Here is a 16,304-nt window from a genome sequence, read left to right as displayed (position 1 = left end):
CCTTCTATTGACGCAATACAAATCCGGCAGCTTCTTCCTGCGCCTTTTTCAAACACTCTTTGCACACCGATTGAGGGAGCTCAGGCAGAGGAAAATCCTCACTCGCAGGCGTATCCCAAACGTGTGTGCCTTTCAAACTTAAACGGCTTGGCCCGTGAATCTCAATCTCACCCTGTGGCGTTAAACGAATATAAGCCCCGCCGCAGCCAATGGTGATACCGTTTTTTGCAGTCAACTGTAGATGCCCTTGCACCGACTGTATGGTAACGTCTTTCAGTGCGGTTAAGGCCATCGTATCAGCATGGGATTCAATGGTTAATGCGCCTTTACCTGAAACTAAACGCATACCTTCCTGCTGAGCCAATAGCGATATTGCCTGACTTGAATTTGCAGAAATACGCTGTGCGCTCGCTAAGTTTATCTCTCCTTGGCTTTGCAGATAGAGCGCTTTGCCGCTTTGTAGCATCACGGTTTCTGGACTGACGGCACCTATTCCCTGTGGTGCACTCATCAGAAGTGCCGCACCGGTTAGCTGCGTTGCTTGTGTCAGATAGTTTTTTAAACTCTCGCTTTCAGGCTGTAAATTGTGATGGGACTGGGTGATGGTTCCCCAATCCGTCATTTGGCTTATGGCTCCCTTGATCAAGCTTACCGCCTGATCCATCTCCAACACCTTCCCACCCGCCTTTGGCTGGCCGTCGGCGCTGATGAAAATTCCCTTGCCCGCCCTTATCGCGCCCCAGTCGTCGGTGCGCAGTTCGAAGCCTTCGCCGCGTTGCTGTTTTTGGCTGTCGACCAAATGGCCGAGGTTGAGCTGGGTTTTGCCGCCGTATTCGGTGCTGAGTTTGATGTGCTCTTTACCGCGTTCGTCGTCGAGGCGCAGTTTGTTGTTGGCGGGGGTGCGTAGCACGTTGCGTTTGTAGTTTTGCAGCGTGACGTGGTCGCCGTGTTTGGAGTCGTGCAGCGCGTAGGCGATGTACGGTCGGTCGGGGTTGCCCTCTTCGAACGCAATCGCCACTTCGGTGCCCGCCAGCAGCGGTGCGTGTAGCCCGTAGGTATCACCGGCATACGGGCGCGCTTGGCGCACCCATAGGCTTTCGCAGCCGGCCTGCCATTCGTCGCGGTCAAAATCAAACGACACGCGGTAGCGGCCATCTTTGTCGATGTGGCTGTAGGTGTCATTCACCACGGTGCTGGTGACGCGGGCCGGAATGGTGCCCGCCATCACCGGCTTGGCGCTGGGCTCGGGGCGGAAACAGACGTTTTCAGAATACGGGATGGCGGTGAATTCAACTTCGTAACTTTGGTCACGGCGCGCTTTGCTGCGGATTGCCACGATCACCGCGCCTTGGCGGAACGCCTCGGGCGCATCGCCATCCACTTTGAGCTCTTGCCCTGGCGACAGCGCCGCCGAAGTGGTGAAGCCGTGCAGCAGGGTCTGTTGATTCAGATAGCGTTCATGACGCAGGCGCGCATAGAACGCGCCGCTCTCAGGATCAGACTGCGGGCTGTTTTTGTCGCCCGCCGCCAGATAATTATCCGCGTAGTGATAGGCTTCGCCGTAGGTGGTTGTGTCGCCGCGGGTGACGTCAACGTCGCCATCCATCCACGATTGGGCTTGGCGGTAGTTGTAGTCTCTGGTGGTAACGCGGTTTTCAACCACCTGATGAGCGCTGGTTAATCCCCATACCGATTCAACGCCAACGTCATTCATGCCCGACGGATTACGCAGCGGCAGGCTGGTGCCGAACTGGTAATGCTGTTGATCGTCATAGAATTCCACAACGTCGATATTAAGTTTAGGGTCAGCGGTGAAGCGGAACCAGATGCCGATTTCGGCCAGCAGGCGGCTGATAAATTGCAGATCGTTTTCGCCGTACTGCATCACCAGTTCACGTTTTGGATAGGTGTGCGCCAGCGTGAACAGGAAATCTTGCCCTTTGAAACCGTGGCGATCGCGCAGGATCTTTTCTACGATCTCCGGCACCGAAAGGTTTTGGTAAATCGCGTGCTGATGGCTTTTCGCCAGCAGCGCCAAGCGCGGAACCAAGGTCACTTCGTAGCGGCTTTCGTCACGGGAAGTAGACAGACGCTTGAAGCGCTGGATCACCCCGTGCACCGTGCGCAGCGGCTGCATAACCGGCGGCGTCATCGACAAAGAAGAGGCCAGCACATTCGGCGTGGCGTTCAGGGTGAACGTGGCGTCCTGCATCAGCATCTGCGCGGGCTGGATGTCTTTGGCCGAGCTGGTGAATTCGATGGTGTAGCGATAAGGCTGGCTGAGATGCTCTTCGCCAGTGAACGCCAGCACGTCCAGCGGAGCCGTGTTGTCCCAGACCTTCAGCACATGGTGGCTGTGGTCGAACATCAGTTGAGCCGCAGTATTTAACATGTCACCCTCGCTTCGGCGGTTATCGCGCCGTCTGAGTTAGCGTTCTTTTTGTCAGCGTTCTTTTCGTCAGCGTTCAGTTCATCACCGCGCTCTTCGTCACCAAAGTCCAGCGTAATGCCGTCTTCGTCGCTGTAACCCAACGTCAGGCGGTTCGGTTTTCGCTGCTGCGCTAAACGCTGTAATAGCTGCTGAGAAAGCACCGGTAAGATCTGCTGATTGAGCAGGCTGTCGATATTGCGCGCGCCGGTATCCGGCAGCAGGCAGGCCTCGACCAGCGTGTCCATCAGGCTTTCTTCGATGTGGCAAGTCAGTCCGTAATGACGCTGAAGACGTTTTGCCACCTGCCCTAATTTGATGGCCACAATGCGGCGGAGCGCCACGGCGTCTAGCGGGCGATAAATCAGCGTCTGGAAACGGGCGAGCAAGGCTGGCTGGAAATGATCGCGCAGGATCGGGCGCAGCAGCTCTTGCAGCATACCGTCCGAGGCCTCTGGCTGTTGTTCTAACAGCGCCATCAGCTGATCGCTGCCCAAGTTGGCGGTCATTAAAATCACGGTATTGCGGAAGTCGATCTCGCGCCCTTCGCCGTCGCGCATAAAGCCACGATCGAATACCTGATAGAACAGGTTTAAAACGTCGCGATGCGCCTTCTCAACTTCGTCGAGTAGCACTACGCTGTATGGTCGCTTGCGTACCGCCTCGGTCAAAATCCCGCCCTGACCATAACCCACGTAGCCCGGAGGTGAGCCTTTAAGCTGGGAAACGGTGTGCGCCTCTTGATACTCGGACATATTAATCGTGATCAGCGATTTTTCGCCGCCGAACAGGTCATCGGCCAGCGCCAATGCGCTCTCGGTTTTGCCCACGCCGCTCGGGCCAACCAGCAGGAATACGCCGAGCGGGCCGTTCTCCGAGGTTAAACCGGTTTTAGCGGCGCGTAACCGCTGCGCCAGCGCGCCTAACGCAGCCGGTTGGCCAATAACGCGTTCGCCCAGCTGATCTTCTAACTGAAGCAGGCTGGTTTGTTCATCTTTCAACAGGCTGCCCAGCGGCACGCCCGTCCAGTCGGCGATCACGTTCGCCACGGTGCGCACGTCAACGTCGAGAGAAAGCAGCGGCTGATTGCCCTGAATTGCACTCAGTTGCTGTTGAATAGCGGCACGTTCGGACTGGCGGCTGAGGTCTTGGCGCACCTCCAGCAGCGTTTGGGTGAGCTCACGCTCTTGCTGATATTGGGCATCGAGCTGCGCCTGTTGGCTGAGCAATTCGGCGCTCAGTTTTTCAATCGTGCCAAGTCGTTCGCTGTCGGCGCCGCTGCTGAGCACCAAATCTTGCTCGATAGCCAGTTTCTCCATCTCCAGCGATGCTAACTGAGCGTTAATCTGGGTGAGCTGTTCAGGCACGGTATCCAAGCTCATACGCACGCGGGCGCTGGCGGTATCCAGTAAATCCACGCCTTTGTCCGGCAGTTGTCGTCCGGTGATATAACGGCGCGACAGCGTGACCGCCGCTTTCACCGCCGCATCTTGGATATGCACGCCGTGGTGGGTGGCGTAGCGCTCTTTCAAGCCGCGCAGCATCAGGCACGCCATCTCATCGTCGGGCTCGTCGACTTTGACCATCTGGAAACGGCGTTCTAACGCGGCGTCACGTTCGAAATACTGTTTGTATTCAGACCAGGTGGTAGCCGCAATGGTGCGCAGCTCGCCGCGTGCCAGCGCCGGTTTCAGCAGGTTAGCGGCATCTGCGCCACCGGCCTGATTACCCGCGCCGATAATGGTGTGTGCTTCGTCGATAAACAGCAGAACCGGTTCGGGCGCTTGCTGTACCGCTTCGATGACGTTTTTCAGTCGCTGTTCGAATTCACCTTTCACGCCTGCGCCTGCCTGTAGCAAACCGAGATCCAGCGTGCGTACGCTCACGGTTTTTAAGCTATCGGGCACATTGCCTTCGGCGATACGTAGCGCTAAACCTTCCACCAGCGCGGTTTTGCCCACGCCGGGTTCGCCCACCAGAATCGGGTTATTTTTGCGGCGGCGCGAAAGAATATCGACCATCTGGCGAATTTCCATATCGCGGCCAAATACCGGGTCGATGCTGCCAGAACGCGCTTTTTCGGTGACGTCGAGGGTGAACTTGTTGAGCACCGCCAGATGCGCTTCCTGCATCGGCGAAACGCCGCTGGCGTTGGGTTGACCCGAGGCCGATTCAGCATTAGACGTTAGCTGCGGTTCAGAATGTGGCTGCGGGTGTTGCAGCCCAGTTTGCAGCTCAGGACGTTCTTCCGACTGGGCATCAAGCAGCGGTAGCAAACGGGAGAGCTGCGTGGTGCTGATACTCAGCAGCGGCCACACGGCGTCCGTCGCCAGTAAATTAGGTTTATTAATCAGCGCAGCGAGCAGATGTGCAGAACGCACGGCGTCGGTGTTTTCCTGCAACGACGCGTCTAACCACGCATTTTTGATCAGCTGTTGGAGCTTGTCGGAGAGCTGCGGTTTTCCCTGAATGGTATGCGGAAGACTGTCTAAATGATTCAGCAGCCCCTGCCATAGGCCGTCCATGTCCCATTCGTAGCGGCGAGCGATCACCGTAATGTCACCCTCACCCTGCTCTAACAGCTTGAGCAGCCAGTGTTCTACCGTGATTTCCGCATGGGCGCGGGTTTGGCATAAGGTGGCGGCGGCGGCAAGCGCCTGAGCACAATATGGATTTAACCGACGCAGTAAGCTTGCTGAATTATTTCCCATTACATTCTCTCTCCCGTTTATGCCCATTGCCTTATTAGGCACGCTACCGCCCATAGCCGTTTTCCATACTCGGAAGCCAAGGCCCATAAGGTCATCAAATTAAATTGTGTTAAACCCGTTCGTTGTTGTGCTCAGCGTCCGAACAAGACCGTTTTGGCACTGAGCAGAAAAACGAAAAGGCAGACGATTTCTCGTCTGCCTGTGGTATTACGCTGAAGCGCGCTCATTCCAAGAGTCAGAATGAATGATGTTGCCGTCTTTGAAGGTCCAAGTGATCTTCTCGTAACGGAACTCAATCTCTTCCAGATGGTTGTGTTTTTCTTTCGATGGGTCTTTGATATCCCACATTTTTGGCGCAACTTTCACGACTTTGACGTTTTCGAGCTTGGTGTTGAAGTATTCCACTTCTTGACCCGCGTCATCGATCTTGTACCATTTGATTTCGGCAGACTTCAGGGTCTGGCCAGAAGTCACGGCTTTGTAGAGATAAGGGCTAGACGCGTCCACTTCTTTGGTGAAGACCAGAGGAGTATGGATACGAGTACCGGTCAGTTTGCCGGTGTTGTTGTCGGTAGGGATGTACAGAGAGTGTTCCAGCGCCACCATTTCGATGCTGCCTTCACGTTTTTGTACGTCTACTGAACCTTTAATGTCTGCGCCGCCGTCGTCTTTCAGCCACAGATATGCTGGAATTGCCATGTAAAACTCCTTGTTACTGGGGAGGTACTTATCGGTACTTGGGGTACTGATAAGTACGCTGTTGTAAGCCGCCACACTGGCGGCTGGTTAAAAATCTGATGCCTTGGCGGGCAGCTTGCAGGCTCCCGCCTCTGGCACCAGACGAATATCTACCCGTCGATTAGCCGCACGGCCAGCGTCGGTTTCATTGCTGGCAATGGGCTGACTCGCGCCATATCCCTGCACCGCAAAACAGGTCATCGGAATATCACCCATGCTGCGCATCCAATCGCGTACCGCTTCGGCGCGTGCTTGGGAGAGCGTGACATTGCGCTGTGGATTACCGGTGGAATCGGTATGTCCGGCGATCACAATCAGCCAGCCCGGCTGCGCTTTGATGTCGACTAGCGCACTGACCAACACCTTGGTGGAACCCGCTTTTAGCTTCGCGCTGTTGGTATCAAACAGCGACAGGCTGTCTAAGCGCACCGCTTTGGGGATCACCACCTTGGCTTTTTCCTGCACTTTTTCCGGCGGCGGTGGCAAATAGGTGGCAATCGTTGCCAGTAACGGCTGGCGCAAGCGCTCACCCGGATACAAACCTAGCCCCATGCGCAGCGGAACACCCTGCCGATAGTTGTTATCCAACAGCACTGCGTCTTGGATCAGCACGTCAACCGCGTGTTTTTTCGCCATGTAGTCGGTCATACGAATCGCGCTGTAGCGCTGGATATCGTCACTTACCTGCCGCAAAAGTTGGCGGTTATGCCACGCGGAGCTGCCTAAGGCGGCAACCGCTGCCAGCGTAAAGAGGCCGATGCCCCATGCCTGCGTGCGGCGCAGCGGCGTAAACCCCGACTGCTGAGGTAACAGGCGTAGTAAGCGATCGGGGAAAGCCAATCCGCCGCTCGTTTCAGCGTGGGTCGTTTCGCCCTTCGCGCCATCGCCGAGCGTGGTTTTACTTTCCAGCCACTGCTGCCAAAGTGAGTTATTGCCCAGCGTTACTGGCAGTGCCGCAATCGGCGAGAGTGCGATCGCCACCGGTCGGCAGGCCGGAGCCGAATGCTCCTGACGCTGGCAGTGTGGTAAAACAAATTCAGCCATCCATTCACGCCAGCTTTTTAGCGTAACCGCGCACTGGAAGCGTTCGGCGCGCTGCGTTTCGTCTTCATCGCTACGATTTGCCGCCAGCCAGTCAGCCAGCGCTCGCGGGGCCGAACGGCCAATGCCAACGCTGCTTTCCGCCTGCCCTGCCAGCCACTCAAACCACAGTTCATCGGGCTGATGCGAATTGGCGATCGCCAAATAGCTGGTGAACAGTACCGGCGTGTCTCGGCCACACAGCTTGCTGACGCGTGAAACCTGATAGCAAAACTCGCGCATTTGCCCAGCCAGCACGGCGGCATCGCTTTGCTGCTGTGGGTTAATCACCCGCAAGATGCTGATTTGTTCACTCCAGCCCGCGCGCTGCGCCAGCATAGAATCAACAAAATCCACCAAGCGTAGATCGGGGGGTAAACGCAGATAACAGCCCTGCGGGGTTTCCCGTACGCTAGCGTTGCCAAACAGCGCATCAACGCCGTCGCCGCACACCACCACCACCGGATGACGGAAATGCTCCGGCGGTAAATCAGCGGTAGCTTCCATCACATGAACATCAACACGCCCTGCGCGTCGCCAACCGATAACCACCACCAGCAAGACAATCACGATGGCGATAATTTGTCCCAACAGCGTCAGCGGCAGCCAAACCAGACACAGTAACAGCGCGAGCAATCCGCCCCATGTCCATAAGGCGCGCTTGTAGGTGGTACTCATGTCATCGTCCCTTTATGGCTTAGCGGGTAGCAGCGTGGTAACCAGCGTCGTGAGATAGCTATGGAAGCCCCACCAAACACCGGCCAGAATCACCACCGCAGCAACAACATGAACCCAGCGCGAGTGCAGCCAGCGGTAACGACGCGAAGCCGCGGCGTTGACCAGCAGCGGTGCGCTTTGATCAACGTCCAGCGGCGCTACGCGCTGGCTAAGTTCAGCCACCAGCTGCTGACGCTCCGGCGTATCGTTTTCGCCATAGACGCCGCGAAACCCCAGCATCAACACACGGTGAAAACAGGTCAGCACGGCCATGTTTGGCGCAGGCTCACGCAGCACTTCACGCATGCGTTGATAGAGCAGTTCACCCGCCTGTAGGGTTTGAAAGAAGTGGGCCTGCAGCGGCATCGAGTGCCAGGCAGAGTAGCCATCGTCTTGGGGACGCCCCAGCACCGTTTCATCCAGCAAAGCACACTGGGCGTAACGAATATGATCGATGGCACTCTGATGCATGCCCGCTTCTTTCAAAGTCTGTTCGGTACGTTCGATATTTTTCGTGCAGTGCTGCCAAAGGGTTTGTCCATGCTCGACCGGAACCCCTTGACGCAGTTGGACCACCAGCAGCCAGGTGTCTTGCAGCAGGTCGTCGATATCAATCACACTCTTTTTACTCATGCTCTCAGCACCGCATACAGTTCAAGTTGCACATCCGATAAGGTTCCCGGTACGTAAAACGCGCACACGCCAGAAGCCAACATCGCCGTCGCCGTTGGATGTTTGAGATCCAAAGCGAAATACTGATTTTCCAGACGTAATGGAATGGCCGCAGGAACATGGCTGAGTGGAATAAGCGGAACGCCGTTAAGGGCAACGTTGATCAAGTTATTGACGTCATCCGGCGCGCCCACTTTGCACAGCAGCGGGAACTGGGTTTGCAGCAGATGAGCCGGCAGCGCAGAGCGTACCGAAAGATAGAAATCTGCCTCTTCGCGCAGACGAGCGTCGTTTAACGCGGCCTGCCACTGGTTTGGACGGACCTTTTCCAGTTCGAGGGCGATCACGCGTGACGGCAGGCTGGCTTCCAGCAACGTGCTAATCAGGCTGAACAACGGCGGGAATACTGAGCCTAAACGCGCGTGGTCATAGGCTGGAATAGCATCCATATCGTGCTCTAACGAAAAAGTGAGCAACGCGCCGGCCAGCTTCACCAGTTCGCGGTAAACCAGTTCGGGATGTAACGCCGGATGGGTGAGGAAATCATTCAGCACCGGCTGATAGCTGTTCAGCGCATTGAGCAACCAAAACAGCGACACATCGGCGACGGCAAAATCGGCCATCCGCTGATTACTTTCACGGCGCATGCCCATCAGACGTGTGCGTTTGGCATGTAGCTGGGTTAATAGACGATCCAAGTAGCTGAGCAGCGCAGCGTGCGCGCCGAACTGAAGCAGTGGTGGTACAAACTGTGGATCGACGCCCCAAACGCCCTGCACGTCGCGAACTAACCGCACGGCGGGACACGTTAGGTAGTCACCGTTTTCATCACCATCCAGACGCAGCGTAAGCGCATAACGCACCACCGCCATGGACTCGGTATCGTTACCAAAAATGTCCTGCACTGAAGTCCAATCCTGACGGTAACGAATCGGGCGATCGGCTTTGGCATCCGTCGGTAGGCAGTTACCGCCGTTGGCGTGTTCCAGCGGCAGCGCCAGCAGCAGCGTAGCGCTTTGTGCGTCGGCAGGTAACACCTGCGCTAAATCCAGCGCAGGTGGCAAAAGATCTGCTCGTTCACTGTCTAGCAGCGTACCGTCCTGAAAGCGGACGCTAATGCGATCCGCTTTCAGTTTGCCCAGCCGTAATGCGTCCTTGTCGAACTCAGCAGCCAAGATCCCCCAAGGGTGAACCAGCGCCAGATGAGCAATACACTCATTGGTGTAAGCCTCCCAGCGTGCCTGCTGTTGGAACTGCTGCGGAGACAGTAATGTCCCTGCAGCCCATAACGGACGGTCAATTTTCATCTTTGCGCTCGGTCCCGATTAGGCTTTGGCTTTAGGCATCTGCGAAACCAGAGACAGGTTCACATCCATTCCTTCAACTTGGAAATGCGGAACAGCAAACAGCTTCACGCGGAAGAAACCAGGGTTATCGTCGATATCTTCAACGGTCACTTTGGCATCGCGCAGCGGATGAGAGGCCTGCAAATCATCTGCCGGATCGGTCATTTCAGTCACCAATCCACGGATCCAGTTGTTTAGCTCAAGCTCCAGCAAACGGCGGTCTTTGGTGGTACCGATATTTTCGCGCTGGATCAGTTTCAGATAGTGCGCAATACGCGACAGCAGGAAGATGTATGGCAGACGCGCGTTGATGCGGCTGTTCGCCGTAGCATCGTGGGTTTCATACAACGCCGGTTTCTGGGTGGAGTTCGCCGAGAAGAAGCACGCATAGTCGCGGTTTTTGTAGTACGACAGCGGGATAAAGCCCAAGTTAGCGAATTCAAACTCGCGGGTTTCTGGGATCATCACTTCTGACGGGATTTTCACCTGATTGCCGGTGCCCAAATCGTAGAGATGAATCGGCAGATCGGTGACGGCACCGCCGGCCTGTGGGCCACGGATTTGCACACACCAGCCGTTGTTGATGAAGCTTTTCACCATGTTGGCTGCGAACGCAAACGAGGCGTTGGTCCACAGATATTTCTCGTGATCCGGGCCCTTCACCTCTTCCACGTAGTTAAAACTACGCACAGGGATGGTGTCTGGACCATATGGCAAGCGGCCTAATACGCGCGGCATCGTCAAACCGATGTAGCGCGCATCGTCGCTTTCACGGAAAGATTTCCACTTCAGGTACTCTGCACGGTCGAAGTAGTTACCGATATCTTTGATAGCAGCCACTTCTTCCATAGTGTCTTTGCCGAAGAACGCTGGCCCAACGGAACCAATGAACGGCATATGCGCAGCGGCGGCTACTTTGGAGATATTGCGCAGCAAAGCGATATCCTGCGGGCCACGACCAAACTCATAGTTTGAGATAGTGGCTGCAATCGGCTCACCGCCTGGGGTGTCGTATTCCTGAATGTAGGTATGGGAATACAGGCCGCTTTGCGCAATTTCAGGGGCGTCTTCAAAATCTTGCGCCAGATGATCTTTGCTTACGTCCAGCAGCTCAATACGAACGTTCTGGCGGAAATCAGTTTGGTCAATCAGCGACTTAACACCGCGCCATGTGGATTCCACGCGCTGGAAATCAGGGTGGTGCATCACGGCATCTAGCTGACTGCTAATCTGAGCATCCAATGCGGCAATATGGCCATCCAATAGGGTTTTATCCAGTTTTTCGACTTTTTGCGCCGACTGCTTCAGCAGATCTAAAAACACGCTCACGGCGGCGGTAACACGCTCGTCGGCGGAGGTTTCTGCTAGCCCTTCGTTATTTTGGAAGATTTCAATACCGGTCAGCGATGAGACCGGGCTGAGATTGATTTTTTCAAACAGCGACGCATAAACGCCCTGCATGATAGGCGCTTCATTTTCCAGCACAGCGGTAGCATTACCCTGCGCATTTTTTTCCTGTACAGACATCAGCATTTCCTTCTCTTATCCAACCCGGTGATTAACAGTCTTGCGGCGCTAATGCCGCCAATTCCGCGCGCAGTTCATCGCTCAAAGCGTCGTCTTTGAGAATATTTTCGAGTTCACGGCGGAACGTTGCGTTGTCGAGCAGGTTTGATTTGAGATCGCGTAGCAGGTTGCGCATGGCGAGCAGAGCACGTAGCTGAGGGATCTGGCGAGCTACCTGTTCAGGTTCGAAATCTTTCATATCGTTGAAAGTTAGAGATACCGCGGTATCTGTGCCGTCACCGGCCAAGGTATCTGGAACCGCCATTTTAATACTTGGCTGGAATTCACCCAGTACGCTATTGAAGTTATTTTTATTAATATCGATTTTGCTACGTTCTGAAAGTGGACGTTGTTCTTTACCGTTGCTGTAGTCGCCCATTACCAGTAATTTCAGCGGCAGTTCAACTTTCTTCTGAGCTCCACCGGTATGCAAATCCAATTTGATATTGACGCGAGCCTTGGGTACTTCATTTTGGAAACTTGATGAAGCCATTTACTGTCCCTTACAACTGAAAATTAAGGATAACTGCCAGTCGTGACAAACATTCCCTGCCTTAAATTAAAGCACCGTTGACAGGTGGATTAATTGCGAATAAACGGCGTAGTCAAAACGTTCATCGATTGGCGATATTTAGTATTTCTAGTACATATTTAATTAATAAGGAAAGGTGAGTAAGCAAAATACTCGTGGCTGAGTTTAAGAAGTTTTAGCGTCTATTAAGAAATGGTTAACTGTTACAGGATGTAACGAAAAGATCGTTTTGTGACATAGATCATCTAGTTGAAATGTAAGATATTTCTTACGAGAAAAAGCAATACCCCTTGCGCTGCAAGGGTTTAAGGCATATCGCCTCAGGCTTAATCCTAGTCATTTATTAGAATGTAAAAATAAGATATTTCCTCTATAGCGAGAACGAAGAAATGGTTATCAGGCCACACTAGGAACTTTGCTATGAAAATATAAAAACAGAATAGAATGGGCAAAATCAATAGTGTCAACGGCATTAATGACTTTGTTTAAATTCGATGAAGATAACCAATATGTCCATATAAATCGGCAGATCTGCCACTATTTACAGAACTGTGATAAATAATTACAAACCATTTAGCCTACGTTTAAAAATAGGAGTTTTCATGCTGTCCGTACAGATAATCCGAAATACTCTACTTGAGAGGAGTATTCTCCGTTTATGTCTGATGTATATATCAACCTTATGAATTATCGATAAGTCATTTATATAACCTTTCGCCGTTTGCAGACCCATATAGCGACCTTTTCACTGGGTTTGGCATATTTAGCTTAGAAGTAAATAAAATGCATCAAAGCGCGGGATAAAATAGAGATCAAAAAATAGGCAGATTAAAATTTGAGGCAAAAAAATAGCCCCGCGGTCGGCGAGGCTGATATCTCAGGTTGCTGCGATTGACATAATGCGCAGTGGCTTAGCGTCTAAATGCTTTGACGCAGAGGAGAAGCGGTTTCATTGGGACGATTGGGCTCTTTTAGCATGCCAATCAGAAGATCAATCTCTGTTTTGTTCTTGAGCCCCAGCTTCTTCTTGAGATAAGAGCGTCTGTTTAAAATGTTTTTGTAGTCGTTGCCCTTATGCTTCGCCTGCGAACATGCCGCATCCCAGTCCATCAATAACGCCGCAAATTTATTGGAGATATGCTTTTGCAAGCCAAGATAAATTTGCGAAGACAGCGTATTCACCAAATACCCGTGTGAGCTGCTCTGAATGATGTCAGATAGCGCTTGTAGGTTGCCGATGCACGATATGTTGAGTTCAGGAAAATCTTGCGGGTAGCGGCGCGCTAGCTGAGCGTCTTTATTGTCAACGATCAGAACGATACGGCTGCGATAGCTCTCATCCGCCAAGCGCTGCAGTAGATACTGAATATCACTGTCGCAGGTTAATACCGTATCAACCAGCAGTAGTTTAGGCCGAATGATCAGCACCGCTACGGCAGTTTGGATGGGATTTTGAAACTTGAAGTTGGGGCTGTTTCGAGAAGAAGCTGAACGACATCCTGTGATGTTCGCGATAGCCGACTGCATGATGTGCGAGCGACTGAATAAGAATATGTCATCCATGATGTCCCCCTAGCAGGGTGCTTCAGCGAAGCATTCACTCAACACCGCATTAACAAGATAGAATATTCACCCATTCTATCAATGGGTATTTCGATAATCAATTTCGATCAAATCTGATCTATTGATCGTCAGCATCAATCACAACCAATCAAAATCGCTCAATTGATCGTCATAATCTATCTTTGATTCTTGCCAATAAAATGCATCTAATTGATTTACAATTAAAAAGTTAATAGCCTTATAAATTGCATGCATAAATTGCTCAACATTAACAATGCTAAGCGTTAGGGATTTATTTTTTTCATCCATAAAAAACAAAATTTAATACTATTTAGAAAGTTCTTGGGAATAAACAAAACTATAAGAAAAGTCTAGGCCAAGCAGCTTCAAGGCGGGATAGCAAACCAATCTCTTGCTTTATTGCCGTGCCATACATTGACTATAGTCACTGTGTAGCCAAAGCGGGGAAAATTTGAACATTTCTTTTTGGCGGGGGCGACGCACTACTTTGCCTGCACGGCGAAATCCATTTCAATGGAATAAGATTCTAATAGCCAGCAAAAGGCTACGCCCAGCGGCGTGGCCTTTTACTGACGTTTTCAACGTGCATTACCAATCAATACCTGCCTGTGCCTGAATACCGCTGTCAAAGGCGTGTTTCACCGGCCGCATTTCACTGACCGTATCTGCCAACGCAATGATTTCACGGTGGCAGGCTCTTCCTGTGATCACCACATTTTGTTGAGCAGGTCGATTTTCTAGCGCGGTTAACACCTCATTGAGTGGCAAATAGCCATAGGTCAGCATGTAGGTCAGTTCGTCTAAGATAACCAGCCCATAGGTGGGATCGGCCAGCATGCGCTTGCCTTGTTCCCACGCCGTCACCGCAGCCTGGGTATCCGACAGCTTATCTTGGGTATTCCAGGTAAAACCGGTTGCCATAATATGAAACTCAGCCCCGGCGCGTTCGAGTAGATTTCGCTCGCCGCTCTCCCACTCTCCTTTGATAAATTGCACCACGCCCACCTTCATGCCGTGACCGATTGCCCGTGCCGCTGTACCGAACGCCGCCGAGGTTTTGCCTTTGCCATTACCGGTAAAAACAATCACGATCCCACCGCGTTTCGTGGCTGCCGCAACCCGCTGTTCAACGCGCTCTTTGAGCTGTTGTTGACGTTGTTGATAGCGTTCCTCACTCATGACGATGCTCCTGTTGGCTATTTCTGACAGCCTGCACATGCCTTCATTTGAATCTGGTCGAAGAATGAGTGGCCTTTGTCATCGACCAAAATAAACGCAGGGAAGTTTTTGACGTTCATTTTCCACACCGCTTCCATGCCCAGTTCGGGATACTCAAGGCACTCCAAGCTTTCAATATATTCCTGCGCCAGAATTGCCGCCGAGCCGCCAATACTGCCCAGATAAAAGCCCCCATGCTGGGCGCAGGCGTCGGTTACCTGCTGGCTACGGTTGCCTTTGGCGAGCATCACTAAACTTCCGCCGTGAGATTGGAAAAGTTCAACGTAGCTATCCATTCGCCCACCGGTGGTTGGCCCCATGGAACCTGACACATGCTCGTCCGGTTTTTTTGCCGGCCCCGCATAGTACACGGGGTGATCTTTCATGTATTGCGGCAGCGGTTCACCCCGTTCTAAGCGCTCTTTGAGCTTGGCATGCACGATGTCACGCGCCACAATCAACGGCCCGTTGAGCGACACACGCGTAGAAACCGGATAGCGTGAAAGCTCTAGCTGGATCTCCGCCATCGGGCGGCTGAGGTCAATATTGACCACCTGCCCTTCTTGCTGCTGGCGCATCGCCTGCGGGATCAGGCGTTCGGGATGGCGCTCTAATTTTTCCAGCCAGATCCCCTGTTTATTGATTTTTGCTTTGATATTACGATCGGACGAGCACGATATCGCCATGCCAATCGGGCAAGATCCACCATGACGTGGCAAACGAATCACACGCACATCATGCGCAAAATATTTGCCGCCAAACTGCGCCCCCAAGCCAAACTCGCGTGATGCCTCAAGCAAGCTCTGTTCTAAGTGCGTATCGCGGAATGCCTGACCATATTCATTGCCGCTCACCGGCAGCGCATCGAAATATTTGGTTGAGGCCAACTTGGCGGTTTTTAGCGTTTGTTCCGCCGATAAGCCCCCAATCACAAAGGCTATGTGATACGGCGGGCAGGCTGCCGTGCCCAAACTTTTCATTTTTTCGATCAGAAATGCTTTTAGTTTTTCCGGCTCAAGAATGGCTTTAGTTTCCTGATACAGCGCGGCTTTGTTGGCTGAGCCGCCGCCTTTATTCACGAACAAGAATGAATACTGTGCGCCCGTGGTGGCAAAAATATCAATTTGCCCAGGCAGGTTGGTCGCGGTATTCACTTCGTTGTACATATCCAACGCCGCATTTTGTGAATAGCGCAAATTGTCTTGGCGGAAAGTGTTAAAAATGCCGCGCGACAGCGCTTCAACGTCGTCAGTATCGGTCCAAACATACTGGCCTTTCTTTGCAACAATCGTTGATGTTCCCGTATCTTGGCAGTTGGGCAAAATGCCTTTGGCCGAGATTTCAGAATTACGCAGGAGTTGTAAAGCGACATATTTATCGTTTTCACTGGCCTGTGGATCTTGCAAAATAGCCGCTACCTGCTGCTGATGCGCGGGGCGTAGGAAAAATGATGCATCATGAAACGCCTGTTGAGAAACCAGCGTTAACGCCTCGGGTTCTATTTTAAGCACTTCCTTGCCATTAATCGTGAAGGTAGAAACGTATTTATCGGTAAGTAGGTAATATTCCGTTTCGTCTTCAGAAAGAGGAAATATCTCTTGGTAAAAAAAATCATTTTTATGCATTATTTTTACTCAATAAATTGAAAAAAGTGGCAAAGCGTTCTTGCTAGCCATGGGCGCAACAAAAAAGATTGGTTGAAAATTGAAAAT

Annotated in this window: 11 protein-coding genes; all 11 read right to left on the bottom strand. The window is 52.6% G+C overall.

The window, feature by feature from the left end:
- Positions 1 to 4 precede the first annotated feature (4 nt).
- Entirely contained in the window at positions 5 to 2,392 is a 2,388-nt protein-coding gene (locus tag BN1044_RS01910; protein WP_072307327.1) for a type VI secretion system Vgr family protein, read from the bottom strand.
- Positions 2,386 to 5,139, bottom strand: a complete 2,754-nt coding sequence (gene tssH / locus BN1044_RS01905) for a type VI secretion system ATPase TssH (RefSeq protein WP_072307326.1) — start codon at positions 5,137 to 5,139, stop codon at positions 2,386 to 2,388. The genes BN1044_RS01910 and tssH overlap by 7 nt, the downstream gene beginning before the upstream one ends.
- Before the next feature lie 207 nt (positions 5,140 to 5,346).
- Positions 5,347 to 5,838, bottom strand: a complete 492-nt coding sequence (locus BN1044_RS01900) for an Hcp family type VI secretion system effector (protein WP_025802740.1) — start codon at positions 5,836 to 5,838, stop codon at positions 5,347 to 5,349.
- An 87-nt stretch (positions 5,839 to 5,925) separates the two neighbouring features.
- A complete protein-coding gene (locus BN1044_RS01895; protein WP_072307325.1) occupies positions 5,926 to 7,635 on the bottom strand; it encodes an OmpA family protein in 1,710 nt (569 codons plus the stop codon).
- A 12-nt stretch (positions 7,636 to 7,647) separates the two neighbouring features.
- Positions 7,648 to 8,307 carry a type VI secretion system protein TssL, short form gene (gene tssL / locus BN1044_RS01890; RefSeq protein ID WP_072307324.1) on the bottom strand — a complete coding sequence of 220 codons (660 nt, stop codon included), beginning with the start codon at positions 8,305 to 8,307 and terminating at the stop codon, positions 7,648 to 7,650.
- Positions 8,304 to 9,653 carry a type VI secretion system baseplate subunit TssK gene (gene tssK / locus BN1044_RS01885; protein WP_072307323.1) on the bottom strand — a complete coding sequence of 450 codons (1,350 nt, stop codon included), beginning with the start codon at positions 9,651 to 9,653 and terminating at the stop codon, positions 8,304 to 8,306. Before tssK ends, tssL begins: the two co-directional genes overlap by 4 nt.
- A gap of 18 nt (positions 9,654 to 9,671) precedes the next feature.
- The gene (tssC, locus tag BN1044_RS01880; RefSeq protein WP_072307322.1) at positions 9,672 to 11,225 is read right to left on the bottom strand and encodes a type VI secretion system contractile sheath large subunit; all 1,554 of its coding nucleotides are present in this window, start codon (positions 11,223 to 11,225) and stop codon (positions 9,672 to 9,674) included.
- A gap of 25 nt (positions 11,226 to 11,250) precedes the next feature.
- Positions 11,251 to 11,751: a type VI secretion system contractile sheath small subunit gene (gene tssB / locus BN1044_RS01875; RefSeq protein WP_025802730.1), complete on the bottom strand. Its 501-nt coding sequence runs from the start codon at positions 11,749 to 11,751 to the stop codon at positions 11,251 to 11,253.
- A gap of 957 nt (positions 11,752 to 12,708) precedes the next feature.
- Complete coding sequence (locus BN1044_RS01870) at positions 12,709 to 13,353, bottom strand: hypothetical protein (protein ID WP_072307321.1); 645 nt, start codon at positions 13,351 to 13,353, stop codon at positions 12,709 to 12,711.
- 609 nt (positions 13,354 to 13,962) lie between these two features.
- Positions 13,963 to 14,553: a cob(I)yrinic acid a,c-diamide adenosyltransferase gene (gene cobO, locus BN1044_RS01865; RefSeq protein WP_072307320.1), complete on the bottom strand. Its 591-nt coding sequence runs from the start codon at positions 14,551 to 14,553 to the stop codon at positions 13,963 to 13,965.
- A gap of 17 nt (positions 14,554 to 14,570) precedes the next feature.
- The gene (locus BN1044_RS01860; protein ID WP_072307319.1) at positions 14,571 to 16,217 is read right to left on the bottom strand and encodes a fumarate hydratase; all 1,647 of its coding nucleotides are present in this window, start codon (positions 16,215 to 16,217) and stop codon (positions 14,571 to 14,573) included.
- Positions 16,218 to 16,304 lie beyond the last annotated feature (87 nt).

Origin of the sequence: Hafnia alvei (assembly GCF_900095695.1) — a bacterium.
GTDB lineage: Bacteria > Pseudomonadota > Gammaproteobacteria > Enterobacterales > Enterobacteriaceae > Hafnia > Hafnia alvei_B.
This window is presented reverse-complemented; position numbering and strand designations above follow the sequence as displayed.